This window comes from Glaciimonas sp. GNP009 (assembly GCF_054343755.1).
Genome location: NZ_JBTGUV010000004.1, coordinates 3,337,736 through 3,353,092 on the forward strand (window position 1 = coordinate 3,337,736; position 15,357 = coordinate 3,353,092).

Sequence of the window (15,357 nt, forward strand, 5' to 3'; positions counted from 1 at the left end):
TCGGTCGCAATGCAACTTAATTGTCTGTATAGACCTGAGTCGGTCGGTTTTTTTTATATTGTGTATTTTATGATAGTACAGTCTTATGAATATATCGTCATCTGGAAAAAGGCACTATTAACAATTACATTTTTGTTAAACCTTTTATAGAGGATTCGGGTTAATACCTTGAATTTTTTATGATTAAAATAACACTTTTTCTACTTTTATCACCTTGGTAAACAAAAAAGCGCGACCCTAAGGCCGCGCTTTATGATTTATCTGACTACAGCAAAATCATTTCTCGCATTTTATGTCGTCGTTCGGGTTTAATAGGCGCCCATGAAGTCACGCTTGCCAATTTCAACGCCGTTGTGACGCAGAATGTCGTAAGCGGTGGTGACGTGGAAGAAAAATTGCGGCAAACCGTATTGGAGCAAATAAACCTGACCTGTCAGTTTCTTTTCTTTCGGTGTGCCAGGACGCAATACGATTTCTAACGTTTCGCTGCCGTCAATTTGCGCTGGTGTCAGACCTTCGATAAACGCAAGCGTCTTTTGGATACGCGCTTGCAGTTCAGCAAAGCTTTGCTCGTTATCGTCGTAAGCGGGTACTTCAATACCCGCCAATCGTGAGGAAACGCTTTTAGCGAAATCGGCAGCGATTTGGACTTGGCGCGTCAACGCAAACATATCTGGAAACAAACGTGCTTGAAGAAATGCGTTAGCGTCAATTTTCTTTTCGGTAGCGTGGGCTTCGGCTTTGTTTAGTACGTCGCTTAAACCGTTTAGTAATTGTTTGAAAACGGGGATAGATGAGGTGTACATTGAGATCGTCATTTTTTAGCTCTTGGTGGGTGAAGTCGACTTGAAAGTGACGAAAGTATAGCCGGTTACCCGAATTCGTGAATAAATTGCCACCGACTATCAAAGCCTGCGCATCTCTTCCACTTTGATCGCTTCACCAGGCCGACTCTGCTGTTGATCCAGATAGCGCTATATATCGATCCGATAACCGTTTTGAATTAGGCAAAAGCACAAATAGATGTAACTTCGACGTACTATTGTGTGCTTAGCTAGAAACGCTTTATTGACGTTTTTTAGTAAGGATCTGCGTCTGGAGCAACGCCCAGCCAATAGCTCGGACAACGCGCTATGTACGGATAATGGGTGACCAACTACCTTACTAATTCATTAATTAGTATGGTAGCGGAAACCTATGAGCGATTAAATAATAGTCAATTGAAATAATTAATTACAATAAGGAAATAAGACAATTAATTATTTACCCCAACTATCTTTCAGTGTCACTGTTCTGTTAAACACAGGTTTACCAACGCTGCTATCGACCCGATCAGCGACGAAATAGCCATGACGTTCAAATTGATAACGTTCGTCGGGCATTGCAGCCGACATGCCTGGCTCAAGATACGCGGTGACTACTTCTTTGGAGTGAGGGTTCAAGGCTAGTTTGAAATCTTTGCCGCCCGCATCAGGATGCGGATCGCTAAATAATCGGTCGTACAATCGGACTTCCGCTTCTAACGCGTGGGCTACGCTTACCCAGTGGATGTTGCCCTTGACCTTATAGTTGGCGCTGCCTTCGGTTCCGCTCTTGCTATCTTCGAAACGGGTGCAGTGCACGGCGGTCACATTGCCCTCGGCGTCTTTGTCGAAACCGGTACATTCAACCACGTAACCGTGGCGCAGACGAACGCGGCTACCGGCTTTATCTTCAGTCGGGGGCGTCAGACGGAAATACCCTTTTACTGGCGTTTCCATGAAATCTTCCCGTTCGATCCACACATTTTTTGTCATGGGAAAGTGACGCAACGCGGTGGCGTGATCCGGATGGGCTGGCGGATATACAGGTGCATGGCATTCGACGATTTCATCTTCCGGGAAGTTGTCGATGATGAGTTTGAGCGGGCGCAACACAGCGGTTGCGCGTGGGGCTTTTGGGTCGAGATCCTCACGCAATGCACCTTCCAGCGAACTCATATCAATCCAACCGTCCGACTTGGTGACGCCAGTGCGTTCGCAAAATAGTTGCAGCGATTCTGGCGTATAACCGCGTCGACGGATGCCGACCAGCGTGGACATACGTGGATCATCCCATCCATCAACAATCTTCTCGTCCACCAGTTGACGCAACTTGCGCTTGCTGGTGACAACGTAAGTAATATTCAGGCGCGAAAATTCATACTGATGCGGAACCGGCTTTTGGAGGAAGCCACCATCGCTCAATTTTTCGAGAACCCAGTCATAAAAAGGTCTGTGATCCTGAAATTCCAATGTGCAAATCGAATGGGTGATGTTTTCGAGCGCGTCCGAGATCGGATGTGTGTAGTCATACATCGGATAGATGCACCACGCGTCGCCGGTGCGATGATGATGTGCATGGCGGATACGATAAATCGCAGGATCACGCAAATTCATGTTGGGCGACGTCATGTCAATTTTGGCGCGAACGATGTGCGCACCATCCTTGAATTCGCCCGCTTTCATGCGCCGAAACAGGTCCAGCGATTCTTCTGGCGAGCGTTGACGGAATGGCGAGTCTTTGCCTACTTCGCCAAAGTTGCCGCGATTGGCAGCCATATCTTCGGCGCTTTGGCTGTCAACATAGGCCAGACCCGCGGTGATCAGATATTCGGCCATTTGATACAACTGGTCGAAATAATCGCTGGCGAAGAATAAGTGATCGCCGGTCGCATCTTTCCAGTCAAAACCTAGCCATCTGACACTATCAATGATGGTGTCGACGTATTCCTGCTCTTCTTTTTCCGGATTTGTGTCATCAAAACGTAAGTGACAGCGGCCAGCATAATCACGTGCCAAACCAAAGTTCACGCAAATGGCTTTTGCATGACCAATATGCAAGTAACCGTTAGGCTCAGGCGGAAAGCGGGTGACGATGGACGGTATGGCTTGACCCTGACCATCCTTGCGACCAGCGTAGACACCCGCAGTCATATCGGCTTCGATAATCGTGCGCAGGAAGTTGGACGGTGTCGGTGCGGGTGCTTGATTACCGTTAGCGGGGATATTCTTGGGATCGTTGCTCATGAATGTTTTTTGCGCAAGCGCTTTGCGGAATAAGTATAAAGATGAAGAGCATTTTACCGTAGCGAGGTGGTTTGTCGTTCGGTTTGTCAGTTCTGAGAGGGTGTTTTTTGTTAACCTGTCAGGCGCAGTCAATAATCCGCGCGTGAATAAGATAAATGACAGACAATTTAGTCATCTCATCGTAAGGACTTAGCAATGCCTCCAGACGCAACCCAAAACGCTGGTATGCGCGCCATGACAGTGCGTCGCGCCGATCATCCATCCATGCCGGTTGCACTGTTTTATCCCAGTAAATCCCCGGCCAAAATGATGCGGCTAGGTCTGTATGCGCCTGTTTTGGCATTTAATGGGGTACCTGAACTTCCCCTAAAAGGGGTAATTTTATTGTCGCACGGCTCTGGCGGCAGTCAGCTGGCTCACTATAATCTTGCCATACAATTAGCAAAAAACGGTTATCTCGTGGCCGCACCACAACATCCTGGAGATAACTGGGATGATCGCTCTTTGGTGCTTTCTGACGATTATTTTTCCGAGCGGCCCCGGCAATTATCGCGTTTGTTGGATGCTTTGCTGATCGATTCCTATTGGAGCGCGCATATTGTAGGACTGAAAATCGGTGCGTTAGGGCATTCTGCCGGTGGTTTTAGTGTCTTGGCGTTGGCCGGAGGGATGGCCGATCGTCAGCAAATGCTGCACCATTGCGCCACCACCATTGATGATCAATTGTTTTGTCAGTTGGGCGGTGATCCTCATGGCTTGGCCAAGGTTACTGGTTTTGAGGCGAACGAAGCAGAGAGGGTTGCCGGATCGGCTTCAGCGGGAGCTTCGGTCATAAATGCCACGCTAACTGACGCTGATGCTGATGCAATTGATTTTGACGTACGTGATCCGCGCATTCATGCGGTATTTGCGATGGCTCCAATTGGTTTGGCGTTCGCACCGGCTTCCCTGAAGCGATTAGACGTGCCGCTTCACATCGTCACTGCGCAAAAAGATACGGTACTGACACCCAAATATCATGGAAACTGGCTTCGTGCACGGCTGCCACAGGCTGTCTTTGAGGAGGTCGCTAATGCTGGCCATTTCGCGTTTATGGCACCGCCTTTAATACAGTTGAACTCAGATGCCGGTGACCCAGGAGAGGATCCCCCGGGCTTTGATAGAGCAAATTACCTGTTAAGGCTCGAACAGCAAGTCGTGCGGTTCTTTGATAGCGTATTGCTTAAAATCGAAAAGGCTCGAGTAAGCGACAGGTAATAGGGCGCTCCTGTTGGCGATGATTCAAATGATTGACCATTCGACTGTTGTTAATTAATTGGGAGAAAATAATCATGTGGCCGTATCCTAAAATCGTCGCCCATCGAGGCGGTGGGACGTTAGCACCCGAAAACACTCTGGCGGGGATGCGCTGCGGACTTCTACACGGGTTTCGCGCTGTCGAGTTCGACGTGATGTTGTCCGGAGATGGCGAGCCGATTTTGATGCACGATCCGGTTTTTGGTCGCACTGTCAGGGGAGTAGGCAAGGTCAATGCATTTACGACGGCGCAATTGACAGCCATGGACGCTGGTGGTTGGTTTGGCTCAGAGTACATCGGCGAACCGGTTTGTACCTATCAACAGGCAATGGCCTTTTGTCGGCAGCACGGAATTTGGATGAATGTAGAAATTAAACCGGTGGAAGGGTTTGAGGTCGAAACCGGACGCATCGTGGCACAAATGACGCGCGCGGTTTTTGAGGTGGAGGCAGCGGCTCACAGGGTTTCACCGAGTCTTGCTACCGCGGCTAATTTACCGTTGTTATCTTCGTTTTCGTTAGAGGCCTTACGCGCCGCACAGATTGCTGCTGAAGTGATTCCCAGGGCTTATTTGACAACCACGGTTAAAGATGACTGGCTTGAGCGCCTAAAAGAGTTGGAGGCGGTTTCTCTCCATACTAATCACAAGTATCTATCACCAATGCAGGCGAGCGCTGTTAAGGCATCAGGCGCTGGTCTGTTCTGCTACACCGTCAATTCAGTAAAGCGAGCCAGAGAAATACTGGCTTGGGGCGTTGATGGTTTTTGCACTGACCGGATTGACCTTATTTCGGCAGATTTCTCTAGTGTTAGGTTTGATCAAGAGGCGCTTTAGTAGCGTTTAAGTTGCACCTGCGCTAGAAAACGCATAAAGGATTACACTAAATAGTGCCTGGAAAAAACTTATTGTGAGTTTCATGTCAACCTCAGCGATTAACCTCGCGTTAAGAAGGGGCAGGTCACACTGGTTGACCTTATTCAATTTAACCTTTGTTGGTTAACGTCTTAATTAGGATTTATTACGGTAGCAATAAATTGAGTAAGTTGAGTAAGCGCCAGTTTTTCGCAGCAGTAGATAGTATTTTTTTAATCAACGATGATGAAAAGGAACTCAAAATGAAAATCAATAAACTGTTAGCCGCCGTAATCGTCGCTGCTTTCGCTCTGCCTGTGATGGCGCAAAATGCACCTGTTCCACCAGCACCAGCGCCGGCAGCAACAATGGCAGCGCCTGCCGCTCCGGCTGCTAAACCGGCGCCTAAACATCACGGCAAAAAACATCACCATCGTCGTCACCATGCCAAAGCATCAGCCACTGGAAAGATTAATACAGGTCATTAATTAACCTTTGGCAGTTCGGGTTTGGCGAGGTTGCGCCATATTCTCTTAAAAAGCCCGTCAAAAGTGATTTTGATGGGCTTTTGCAATAGGAGGTCGGGCTGTCCGACTGACAGGAAGCGGTCGCAAAATGGTGTGGTCGTTGCGTGCATTGCAACGGGGGCCACAATTTGTCCTCATCTAACCCGTTTTTCTCCCTTTGTCTGACTGTCCGACAGCCGCCCGGCTTTTTGAAGCGCGTGGCTGGTATCACGTATAATCAGTGCTTTGCAAAATGACACTTCCCTTGCACGCTTTTTTTTCGCCCAAGAACATGAACTCAGCCGATATACGCGATAAGTTTCTCACTTTCTTTGAATCCAAAGACCATACCGTGGTTCGTTCCTCCAGCCTTGTGCCGGGTAATGATCCGACGCTGCTATTTACCAACTCTGGGATGGTCCAATTTAAGGACGTCTTTCTCGGTACCGAGAAACGTAACTACGTTCGTGCGACATCCGTACAGCGGTGTTTGCGTGCAGGCGGCAAACACAACGATCTGGAAAATGTTGGATATACCGCTCGCCACCACACTTTTTTCGAAATGCTGGGAAATTGGTCTTTCGGGGATTATTTTAAACGCGACTCTTTAAAGTGGGCGTTTGAACTATTGACTGAGGTCTATGGTTTGCCAGCTGAAAAGCTTTGGGCCACCGTATATGAGACCGATGATGAGGCCTACGATATCTGGGTGAATGAGATCGGCCTACCGCCAGAGCGCGTTGTCCGGATTGGCGACAATAAAGGTGCACCATTTGCATCAGACAATTTCTGGCAAATGGCAGATACCGGCCCTTGCGGTCCCTGTTCTGAGATTTTTTTCGATCATGGCCCGGATATTTGGGGCGGTCCTCCGGGCAGTCCGGATCAAGACGGTGACCGTTACATCGAAATCTGGAATAACGTTTTCATGCAGTTTGACCGTCAGGTCGACGCCAAAACCGGTGAAGCGACATTGACGCCATTGCCGCGCCAATGTGTTGATACCGGCATGGGTTTGGAGCGATTGGCCGCTATATTGCAGCACGTGCATAGTAATTATGAGATTGATCTGTTCCAAAATTTGATCAAGGCAGCAGCGCGCGAAACCAATGTTGCCGATTTGACAAATAACTCGTTGAAAGTGATCGCCGACCACATTCGTGCTTGTGCGTTCCTAATTGTGGACGGCGTTATTCCCGGTAATGAAGGTCGTGGTTACGTCTTGCGTCGCATTATCCGTCGCGCATTACGTCACGGACATAAGCTGGAGCAAACCAAACCGTTTTTCTACAAACTCGTCAAAGATCTGGTCTTAGAGATGGGCGCAGCCTATCCTGAATTGCCGGAAGCTGCCGAGCGCGTTGAGCAAACTTTGAAGCAGGAAGAAGAGCGTTTTGGGGAAACGCTAGAACACGGAATGAAAATTCTGGAAGCCGCCTTGGCAAAAAATCCTAAAAAATTAGATGGTGATACAGCTTTCACGCTATATGACACTTTCGGGTTCCCGCTTGATTTGACTGCAGATATTTGTCGTGAGCGTGAAGTTGCGCTCGACGAGGCTGGTTTTGACGTCGCAATGAAACGTCAACAAGAAGCTAGCCGTGCTGGTGGTAAATTCAAAATGGCGTCGGGCGTTGAGTATAGCGGTGAGAAGACAAATTTTGTCGGTTATACCGCGCTGGCGCACGATGCCAAAGTGTTAGCTTTATACGTTGATGGCAGTGCGGTACAAAAAATCGAAGCTGGTCAAAATGCGATTGTCGTGCTCGATACCACACCATTTTATGCCGAGTCAGGCGGTCAGGCTGGCGACTCCGGCGTACTTGAAACAGCGACGGCAACATTTGTGGTGACCGATACCCTCAAGATTCAGGCCGAGGTGTTTGGCCATCATGGTCGATTGGAGCAAGGCACACTGAACGTCGGCGATCAACTTGGTGCCAATGTCGATACTGCGCAACGCGCACGCACTATCCGGAATCATTCAGCGACGCATTTAATGCACAAAGCATTGCGCGAGGTGCTGGGCGTGCATGTGGCGCAAAAGGGTTCGTTGGTTGATGCTGATAAAACCCGATTTGACTTTAGTCATAACGCGCCTGTCAGTGCCGATCAAATTCGTCTGATCGAAGACATAGTCAATGGCGAAGTGTTGGAAAACATCGCCACCAGCGCCACCTTGATGTCATTCGACGACGCCGTTGCAAGCGGTGCTATGGCCTTGTTCGGTGAAAAATATGGTGATGAAGTACGCGTGTTATCGATCGGTTCTTCGACCGAATTATGCGGCGGTGTCCACGTCAATCGTACTGGTGATATTGGCTTGTTCAAAATCGTTGCAGAAAGTGGTGTCGCGGCCGGTATTCGTCGTATTGAAGCGGTAACAGGACTTGGCGCATTGGCACTCGTTCAAAGCTTGAGTAGCCGTGTCACCGAAGCGGCGACAGCGTTGAAATCACCGCCGGAAGAATTAACGCAACGTATCGGTCAGGTGCAAGATCACGTTAAGGCGCTAGAAAAAGAGATGGCTGCGTTGAAGTCTAAACTGGCTGCAAATCAGGGTAATGAACTGGTTAATCAGGCGGTGGATGTCAACGGCATCAAGGTATTGGCTGCAATGCTCGAAGGCGCGGATAGCGCGACTTTACGTGAAACGATGGATAAGTTAAAAGATAAACTGAAAACCGCAGCGATCGTGTTGGCGACCGTCAAGGACGGAAAAGTCAGCTTGATCGCAGGTGTCACAGCCGATGCGATTGCCAAAGTAAAAGCCGGTGATCTGGTCAATTTTGTGGCCCAGCAAGTTGGCGGTAAAGGCGGCGGGCGGCCTGACATGGCGCAAGCTGGCGGTACTGATCCAAGCGGATTGGCGGCAGCGCTGCAAGGAGTCGTTAAGTGGGTTGGCGAACGCGGCTAAAAATGCCCCTTGCCAAGCGGCGGCTAGTACTTGAAGCGGGTTTGAGGCGCTCTTAAATCTTGCCTGGTGTTTGCTTGCGGCTGAAATAATGCATGCTGCCGGTTGGCATTTTGTCTTGTAGATGAATGGTGAGCGATTGATTTCGCCGAATGGTTGCTGATGAGTGAATTTAAATTTTGCCCGATCTGTGCTGCTTCTTTGACGTTGCGTGCAGATGAGGGCGAGGCAGGAAAACCCCGGTTATCCTGCCCGGAAGGTCACTGGACGCATTGGGATAACCCGCTGCCCGTATTGGCCGCCGTGGTTGAGATCGATGGGAAAATTCTGTTGGCTCGGAATGCAGCATGGCAGGAAAATATGTTCGCGCTGATCACTGGTTTCATGGAGCGTGACGAGACGCCAGAACAGGGAATCGCCCGCGAATTAAAAGAAGAAACGAATCTCGATGCTGATCAAATTACATTGATCGGGGTGTATGAGTTTATGCGTAAGAACGAACTGATCATTGCTTATCACGTAAAAGCTTCGGGAACGATTCAGTTGTCAGAAGAGTTACTGGAATATCGGCTGTTATCGCCGGCCAAGTTAAAGCCGTGGCGTGCCGGCACTGGTTACGCCGTGGCAGAATGGATGCGCCAACAAGGGCTGAATGTCGAGTTTGTGGATAGGCCTATTTTGGTAGATTAAGCACGACTATTCGTCGGAAAAACGTAGCGTGCAAGGACGTATTCATTAGCGCGAGGTTTTTTATTTAACTAGCAATATGGGCGAGTTGAGTAGCGTTATTTCAGAGCTAATTTTCAATATGCGGTCGTACATTCTCTTATGTAACCTATTCAACAAACTGCTTTGAATGGGCGCATAATTAAGCAGCAGAAACGAGCAGTTGAACGCATTTGATAAGGGGATTTGCAATAAAAATTATCAGAATTATGATTTTTATTCATGGTGTGCGGAATTTGTTGTAAAACTGGTGGATTTTTGTTGCAATGCATCATGCGGCAAGTGTTTGGAGTAGAATCGCCAAAAAGCAGCAACGTTAAAATAATTTTGATACAAACTGGTTATGGAATTTAATAGAGAACTTGATGCTCGCGGTCTACACTGTCCGCTGCCGATTTTGAAAACAAAAAAAGCGCTGGCCGATATGTTGAGCGGGCAAGTTTTACGCGTGTTAGCTACCGACTCTGGATCGGTGCGTGATTTTCAGGCGTTTGCCAAACAAACCGGCAATGACTTGTTATCTCAAAGCGAAGAAAATAGAGAATACGTTTTCTTTATGAAACGTAAGTAATCACGCTTATTGTGAATCAGACGCATTTCAAGGCGCAGGTGAAACATGTTAGTTGTATTGTCAATATGGTAATTAAGCGACTTGCACTTGTACCGCTATTCAAGGCTTTGGTATGCCGTACCAAATTCGCTATTTCTTTTCTAGCCTCCATTTCGATTCCCTATTTTAGTTCACGCCTCTAGGTAATTTCATCTACAAATTAATAGTACGTTCGTGCTAAATTTTGGTTGCGGAGCTATTTCTCTCTTATAATCGCATAATCAATTAACGTTAACGTCAACTCGATTCTCAATTTTTAATTAAAAGGCAGACCGATGAAAGTATTAGTTCCAGTCAAACGTGTAGTCGACTACAACGTCAAAGTGCGCGTTAAATCCGATGGCACAGGTGTTGATATTGCAAACGTCAAAATGTCGATGAATCCGTTCGATGAGATCGCTGTAGAGGAGGCGATGCGTCTGAAAGAGGGCGGCAAGGTCACTGAAGTGATCGCGATCTCTTGCGGCGTTACCCAATGCCAGGAAACCCTGCGCACAGCAATGGCAATTGGTGCAGATCGTGCGATTTTGGTGGAGTCGGATGTTGATTTGCAACCACTGGCCGTTGCTAAGTTATTGAAAGCGATTGCGGATAAAGAGCAACCACAATTGATCATCCTTGGTAAGCAAGCAATTGATGATGATTGCAATCAAACCGGTCAGATGTTGGCTGCTTTGCTAGGTTGGCCACAGGCAACATTTGCCTCCAAAGTCGTACTGGAAGAAGGCAAAGTGTTAGTGACGCGTGAAGTAGACGGTGGCCTGGAGACGCTTGCACTGACGTTGCCAGCGATTATCACAACGGATTTGCGTCTCAACGAGCCACGTTACGTGACGTTGCCGAACATCATGAAAGCCAAGAAAAAAACGCTGGATGTGTTTAAACCAGCTGATCTGGGTGTTGATGTCACGCCGCGATTGAAAACCTTGAAAGTGGTAGAGCCAGCCAAACGGAGTGCCGGTATCAAAGTGCCGGATGTTGCTACGTTGATTGCGAAGTTACGCAATGAAGCAAAAGTAATTTAAGACTTAATAGAGCGTATTGAAGGCGCATATTTGTTGCTATTAAAGTGATGTGGTGTGCAAGCGCCCCATTGTGCAAAATACCTTTATGCGTTTAAACAAGTGAGGATCGAACGCGATAAATCGCGAACATTGTCACCCGAAGAAAACCAGCCGGCCGCCGCACAACATTTGATGCCCTCTAATGGGTGGCGACCGTAATACCCATCATCAGGAGATACCATGACTGCTCTCGTCATTGCTGAACACGATAATGCAACCTTAAAAGGTAGCACCCTTAACACCATCACTGCGGCAGTGCAATGCGGTGGTGAAGTCCACGTACTAGTGGCAGGAAAAGACTGCGGCGCGGCGGCGCAAGCTGCGGCAAAGGCTGTTGGCGTCACTAAGGTGTTAGTCGCCGATACTGCTTATTTCGCCGATGGTTTGGCAGAGAATATCGCTGAGCAAGTGCTTGCGCTGGCAGCTAACTACAGCCACATCCTGGCACCGGCAACCGCGTACGGCAAAAATATCCTGCCACGTGTCGCGGCCTGTCTGGATGTCGGTCAGATTTCAGAAATCGTTAAGGTTGATAGTCCAGATACGTTCGAGCGTCCTATTTATGCGGGCAACGCCATTGCTACCGTCCAATCTATTGATCCGATCAAAGTGATTACGGTACGTACCACTGGTTTTGACGCAGCTGCTGACGGTGGCGCGGCCACGGTCGAAAATATCACTGCGGCTGCAGATTTTGCTAAGTCGTCGTTTGTATCGCGTGAGCTAGCTAAATCGGATCGTCCAGAACTGACGGCCGCCAAAGTGATCGTCTCCGGCGGTCGCGGTATGGGTTCGGCAGAAAACTTTAAGATATTGGAGCCTCTGGCTGACAAACTGGGCGCGGCGATGGGCGCTTCACGGGCTGCGGTCGATGCGGGTTTTGTGCCGAATGACTGGCAAGTCGGCCAGACCGGGAAAATCGTGGCACCGCAGCTCTATATTGCGGTCGGTATTTCGGGTGCGATTCAGCATCTCGCCGGGATGAAAGACTCTAAAACGATCGTTGCAATCAATAAGGATGAAGAGGCTCCGATTTTCTCGGTCGCTGATTACGGCATCGTGGGTGATCTGTTTGAGATCGTTCCGCAATTTGTGGCCGAACTTGGTTAATTGTCACCGCGACAATATATTGAGCAAAGTGTAAAGAGACTGGTCTGGGATTCAGGTAACTCATTGGGTAGCTGCAGCTTGATTGCTGCTTAGCTGCTGCTCAATTGCAACTTTATGGTACCTGGCGGTTAGACCTATTAATGAGAACGTTTGCAAAAACGCCAAGGCAGTATTACGGAAGTGGTACTGCCCATTTTTTTGGAGTACTTGATGAGTTATGTCGCGCCGTTAAAAGATATGTTGTTCGCCCTGAACGCCCTCGCTGGGCTTGAGCAAGTCAGTCAACTGCCGGGTTGCGCAGACGCGACACCGGAAACTGTCGAAGCAGTACTCCAGGAAAATGCCCGATTTTGTAGCGAAGTGGTGGCACCTCTGAACCGCTCGGGAGATCAGGAGCCAAGCTTTTGGCGCGATGGCGATGTCATTACCAGCAAGGGTTTTAAGGAGGCGTTCAAGTCATTTGCAGAGGCGGGATGGCAAGGAGTTCAGCATCCAGAAGAATATGGCGGCCAGGGTTTGCCAAAACTCGTGGCCACACCGTGCATCGAAATGCTGAATGCCGCTAATCTGTCCTTTGCGCTATGTCCGTTACTAAGCGATGGCGCGATTGAAGCGTTGATGACGGCTGGCACAGATGCGCAAAAAAGCATGTATTTAGAAAATCTGGTATCCGGAAAATGGACAGGTACTATGAATCTGACTGAACCGCAGGCTGGTTCCGACTTGGCACAAGTGCGCACGCGCGCTGTGCCGCAAGGCGATGGCACGTTCAAAGTTTCGGGTACAAAGATTTTCATTACCTTTGGCGATCACGACATGGCCGAGAATATCGTCCATCTGGTGTTGGCACGCACTCCTGATGCGCCTGAAGGCGTAAAGGGGATTTCGTTATTTGTTGTCCCGAAATTTCTGGTGAACGCGGATGGTTCACTTGGTAATCGCAATGATGTTCATTGCGTCTCCATCGAACACAAGCTTGGCATAAAGGCAAGTCCAACTGCTGTCCTCCAGTTTGGCGATCACGGTGGTGCAATCGGGACATTGGTTGGGTTAGAAAACCGTGGTCTGGAATATATGTTCATCATGATGAACGCCGCACGTTTTGCTGTTGGCATGCAAGGTGTTGGCATCGCTGAGCGGGCTTACCAAAAGGCGGTGAGTTTTGCCAAAGACCGTATGCAATCACGCGATTTAAGTGGATCAGCGGGGCCAGTTGCCATTATCAATCACCCTGACGTGCGCCGTATGTTGATGTCTATGCGCTCGCAAATTGAGGCGGCACGCGCCTTGGCTTATGTCACAGCCGCGGCATCTGATATAGCGCATCACCACGTTGACGAGGCTACGCGCAAAGCCAATCATGCGTTTTACGAATACCTTGTACCTATCGTCAAGGGTTGGTCTACTGAGATGTCGATTGAAGTCGCCTCGACCGGTGTGCAGATACATGGTGGCATGGGTTTTATTGAAGAGACCGGTGCTGCGCAGTTTTACCGCGATGCACGTATTTTGACAATCTATGAGGGTACAACAGCGATTCAGGCGAATGATCTGATCGGCCGTAAGACTGCTCGCGACGGCGGTGCTGTTGCGAAAGGTATTGTTGCGCAAGTCAGAGCAACTCAAGTTCAATTGGCTTCTAGTAGCGATGCTGATTTACTTGCCATTGGCAAACAATTGGCAATTGGAGCAGATGCATTGGAGCAGGTAATTGACTATGTCGTCGCAAATCTAAAAAGCGATATTAAAGCAGTATTTGCCGGCAGTGTGCCGTACCTGAAGTTAGCCGGCATTGTCCTCGGCGGTTGGCAATTGGGGCGGTCGGCTTTGATTGCTTCAGAAAGATTAGTGGCGGGTGAGGGCGACGCTAGCTTCTATCGCGCCAAAATAGGCACTGCACGGTTTTTTGCCGATCATATATTGGCGCAATCGACGGGACTGCAAACGTCGGTGATAAGCGGAAGTGCAGGCGTGATGGCCTTAACTGAAGATCAATTTTAATCAGGGTTAATTTGTTTGAGTAATAAAAAAGCAGCCATAGGCTGCTTTTTTATTACTCATTTCTCTGGATGCAAGACTTGCACAGTCAATACCTGACTAAACATTCTTTATCCGTACGAACCACCAGTAAATAGCAGGTCAAAAGTGCGAGCGATGGTTCCTATCAAGCCAATTGCGCCCACGCCGACACTTAGTACGATAATTAATGCTATCAGCCATGTCGATTCCGATTTTTTGCCTGAGTTGGTATTTTGTTGTGCATCCCATTTTTCATCAGGCATTAAGCCAGTGACCAATGCCTCCAGAATCGCAATTAATGCCGAGGCGATAAGAGGTGCAAATACAAACAGTTTTTGCTGTTCAGGCCACAGTGTGAGAGCTAATAAAGATAATGGCAATGTGGCAAGATGCAGCCAGCCCCAAACGTCTTTTGCTCCGTGTAAATAAAATCTGTGTAACCCAATGCTGCCAAATACGGTGGTTATAAAGGTGGTGAAGGTCTTGTTTTTATGGTTTGTCGTCATTGAAATGAGAGGCAATAGGGTGTTGCGTTGTCGGTAACGGGGCCGTGAGTGAAACGGATATCGGGAAAAGATGAAAAGTCAGCAGCGCTTCGCAAACTGTTATTGATGTTGGTGCGCTAACTATCTCCGTAGTGTAACGTAACCGTTGCGAAGTTGTATGGTGGAAATCGCGGCGTCAGTATATCTAAAACAAGTATGGAAGCGCCCTATAAAAACTAGCGCGACATAATGGCGCGACCGAGCTCTCGGAGCAGGGAAAGCGTTAAAAAAAAATCACAGTAAGCCTATAATGAAGCCCTTTTAGAGCTGGCAACTCACCTTTATAGCGCGATTGATGCAGCGCCGCGACACTGTAGGATAGTCCGAGGTTGCAGGGTTGGCCTAACTTGCGTTATAATTTGCGGCTTTTTCCGTGTTCGACAACACTTTTTGGAATCATTATGGTCGTTATTCGTTTATCTCGTGGTGGCGCTAAGAAGCGCCCGTTTTACAACATCGTAGTAACTGATTCGCGCAATCGTCGCGATGGTCGCTTTATCGAGCGTCTGGGTTTCTACAATCCAGTTGCATCTGGTGCTTCGGAAAGCTTCCGTATTGCGCAAGATCGTCTGACCCATTGGGAAGGCGTTGGCGCGCAAATGTCGCCAACTGTTGCTCGTCTGGTCAGCCAGGCTGGTAAAAAAGCTGCAGTTTAATTCTGTAGCT

At 48.6% G+C, this 15,357-nt stretch carries 13 protein-coding genes; 10 read left to right on the forward strand and 3 right to left on the reverse strand.

Annotation, left to right across the window (positions count from 1 at the left end; all coding sequences use genetic code 11):
- Window positions 1-308 precede the first annotated feature (308 nt).
- Both ACXX82_RS15595 and ACXX82_RS15600 read right to left on the reverse strand, forming a co-directional pair.
- Window positions 309-818, reverse strand: a complete 510-nt coding sequence (locus ACXX82_RS15595) for a DUF1993 domain-containing protein (protein ID WP_322236348.1) — start codon at window positions 816-818, stop codon at window positions 309-311.
- Window positions 819-1,259: 441 nt separating this feature from the next.
- Window positions 1,260-3,047, reverse strand: coding sequence for a glutamine--tRNA ligase/YqeY domain fusion protein (locus tag ACXX82_RS15600; protein WP_322236350.1), 1,788 nt, complete (start codon window positions 3,045-3,047; stop codon window positions 1,260-1,262).
- 195 nt (window positions 3,048-3,242) lie between these two features.
- On the opposite strand from ACXX82_RS15600, the gene ACXX82_RS15605 reads away from it, so the two are divergent.
- The 9 genes from ACXX82_RS15605 (at window position 3,243) to ACXX82_RS15645 (ending at window position 14,128) form a co-directional block, all read left to right on the forward strand.
- Entirely contained in the window at window positions 3,243-4,304 is a 1,062-nt protein-coding gene (locus ACXX82_RS15605) for an alpha/beta hydrolase family protein (protein ID WP_458563226.1), read from the forward strand.
- 74 nt (window positions 4,305-4,378) lie between these two features.
- The gene (gene ugpQ / locus ACXX82_RS15610) at window positions 4,379-5,179 is read left to right on the forward strand and encodes a glycerophosphodiester phosphodiesterase (protein ID WP_322236354.1); all 801 of its coding nucleotides are present in this window, start codon (window positions 4,379-4,381) and stop codon (window positions 5,177-5,179) included.
- 281 nt (window positions 5,180-5,460) lie between these two features.
- On the forward strand, window positions 5,461-5,685 hold the full coding sequence (locus ACXX82_RS15615) for a hypothetical protein (RefSeq protein ID WP_322240485.1): 225 nt from the start codon (window positions 5,461-5,463) through the stop codon (window positions 5,683-5,685).
- Window positions 5,686-5,995: 310 nt separating this feature from the next.
- Complete coding sequence (alaS, locus tag ACXX82_RS15620) at window positions 5,996-8,620, forward strand: alanine--tRNA ligase (protein ID WP_322236356.1); 2,625 nt, start codon at window positions 5,996-5,998, stop codon at window positions 8,618-8,620.
- 159 nt (window positions 8,621-8,779) lie between these two features.
- Window positions 8,780-9,307: an NUDIX domain-containing protein gene (locus ACXX82_RS15625; protein ID WP_322236358.1), complete on the forward strand. Its 528-nt coding sequence runs from the start codon at window positions 8,780-8,782 to the stop codon at window positions 9,305-9,307.
- Between the two features lie 373 nt (window positions 9,308-9,680).
- Window positions 9,681-9,914: a sulfurtransferase TusA family protein gene (locus ACXX82_RS15630; protein WP_108439951.1), complete on the forward strand. Its 234-nt coding sequence runs from the start codon at window positions 9,681-9,683 to the stop codon at window positions 9,912-9,914.
- Between the two features lie 314 nt (window positions 9,915-10,228).
- Window positions 10,229-10,978: an electron transfer flavoprotein subunit beta/FixA family protein gene (locus ACXX82_RS15635; protein ID WP_322236360.1), complete on the forward strand. Its 750-nt coding sequence runs from the start codon at window positions 10,229-10,231 to the stop codon at window positions 10,976-10,978.
- Between the two features lie 219 nt (window positions 10,979-11,197).
- Window positions 11,198-12,127, forward strand: coding sequence for an electron transfer flavoprotein subunit alpha/FixB family protein (locus ACXX82_RS15640; protein ID WP_322236362.1), 930 nt, complete (start codon window positions 11,198-11,200; stop codon window positions 12,125-12,127).
- A 210-nt stretch (window positions 12,128-12,337) separates the two neighbouring features.
- Entirely contained in the window at window positions 12,338-14,128 is a 1,791-nt protein-coding gene (locus ACXX82_RS15645; RefSeq protein WP_458563227.1) for an acyl-CoA dehydrogenase, read from the forward strand.
- 107 nt (window positions 14,129-14,235) lie between these two features.
- Here the strand turns inward: ACXX82_RS15645 and ACXX82_RS15650 are convergent, their stop codons facing one another.
- Window positions 14,236-14,652: a hypothetical protein gene (locus ACXX82_RS15650; RefSeq protein ID WP_322236364.1), complete on the reverse strand. Its 417-nt coding sequence runs from the start codon at window positions 14,650-14,652 to the stop codon at window positions 14,236-14,238.
- Between the two features lie 440 nt (window positions 14,653-15,092).
- Here ACXX82_RS15650 and rpsP point away from each other — a divergent pair, with 440 nt between their 5' ends.
- A complete protein-coding gene (rpsP, locus tag ACXX82_RS15655) occupies window positions 15,093-15,347 on the forward strand; it encodes a 30S ribosomal protein S16 (protein WP_108439946.1) in 255 nt (84 codons plus the stop codon).
- Window positions 15,348-15,357 lie beyond the last annotated feature (10 nt).

Excerpts from the sequence above, each read along its gene's own strand:
- ACXX82_RS15600 (WP_322236350.1), bottom strand. The coding sequence starts at position 3,047 with ATGAGCAACGATCCCAAGAATATCCCCGCTAACGGTAATCAAGCACCC.
- ugpQ (WP_322236354.1), top strand. The coding sequence starts at position 4,379 with ATGTGGCCGTATCCTAAAATCGTCGCCCATCGAGGCGGTGGGACGTTA.
- alaS (WP_322236356.1), top strand. The coding sequence starts at position 5,996 with ATGAACTCAGCCGATATACGCGATAAGTTTCTCACTTTCTTTGAATCC.
- ACXX82_RS15640 (WP_322236362.1), top strand. The coding sequence starts at position 11,198 with ATGACTGCTCTCGTCATTGCTGAACACGATAATGCAACCTTAAAAGGT.
- ACXX82_RS15615 (WP_322240485.1), top strand. The coding sequence starts at position 5,461 with ATGAAAATCAATAAACTGTTAGCCGCCGTAATCGTCGCTGCTTTCGCT.
- rpsP (WP_108439946.1), top strand. The coding sequence starts at position 15,093 with ATGGTCGTTATTCGTTTATCTCGTGGTGGCGCTAAGAAGCGCCCGTTT.
- ACXX82_RS15605 (WP_458563226.1), top strand. The coding sequence starts at position 3,243 with ATGCCTCCAGACGCAACCCAAAACGCTGGTATGCGCGCCATGACAGTG.
- ACXX82_RS15595 (WP_322236348.1), bottom strand. The coding sequence starts at position 818 with ATGACGATCTCAATGTACACCTCATCTATCCCCGTTTTCAAACAATTA.
- ACXX82_RS15635 (WP_322236360.1), top strand. The coding sequence starts at position 10,229 with ATGAAAGTATTAGTTCCAGTCAAACGTGTAGTCGACTACAACGTCAAA.
- ACXX82_RS15645 (WP_458563227.1), top strand. The coding sequence starts at position 12,338 with ATGAGTTATGTCGCGCCGTTAAAAGATATGTTGTTCGCCCTGAACGCC.
- ACXX82_RS15625 (WP_322236358.1), top strand. The coding sequence starts at position 8,780 with ATGAGTGAATTTAAATTTTGCCCGATCTGTGCTGCTTCTTTGACGTTG.
- ACXX82_RS15650 (WP_322236364.1), bottom strand. The coding sequence starts at position 14,652 with ATGACGACAAACCATAAAAACAAGACCTTCACCACCTTTATAACCACC.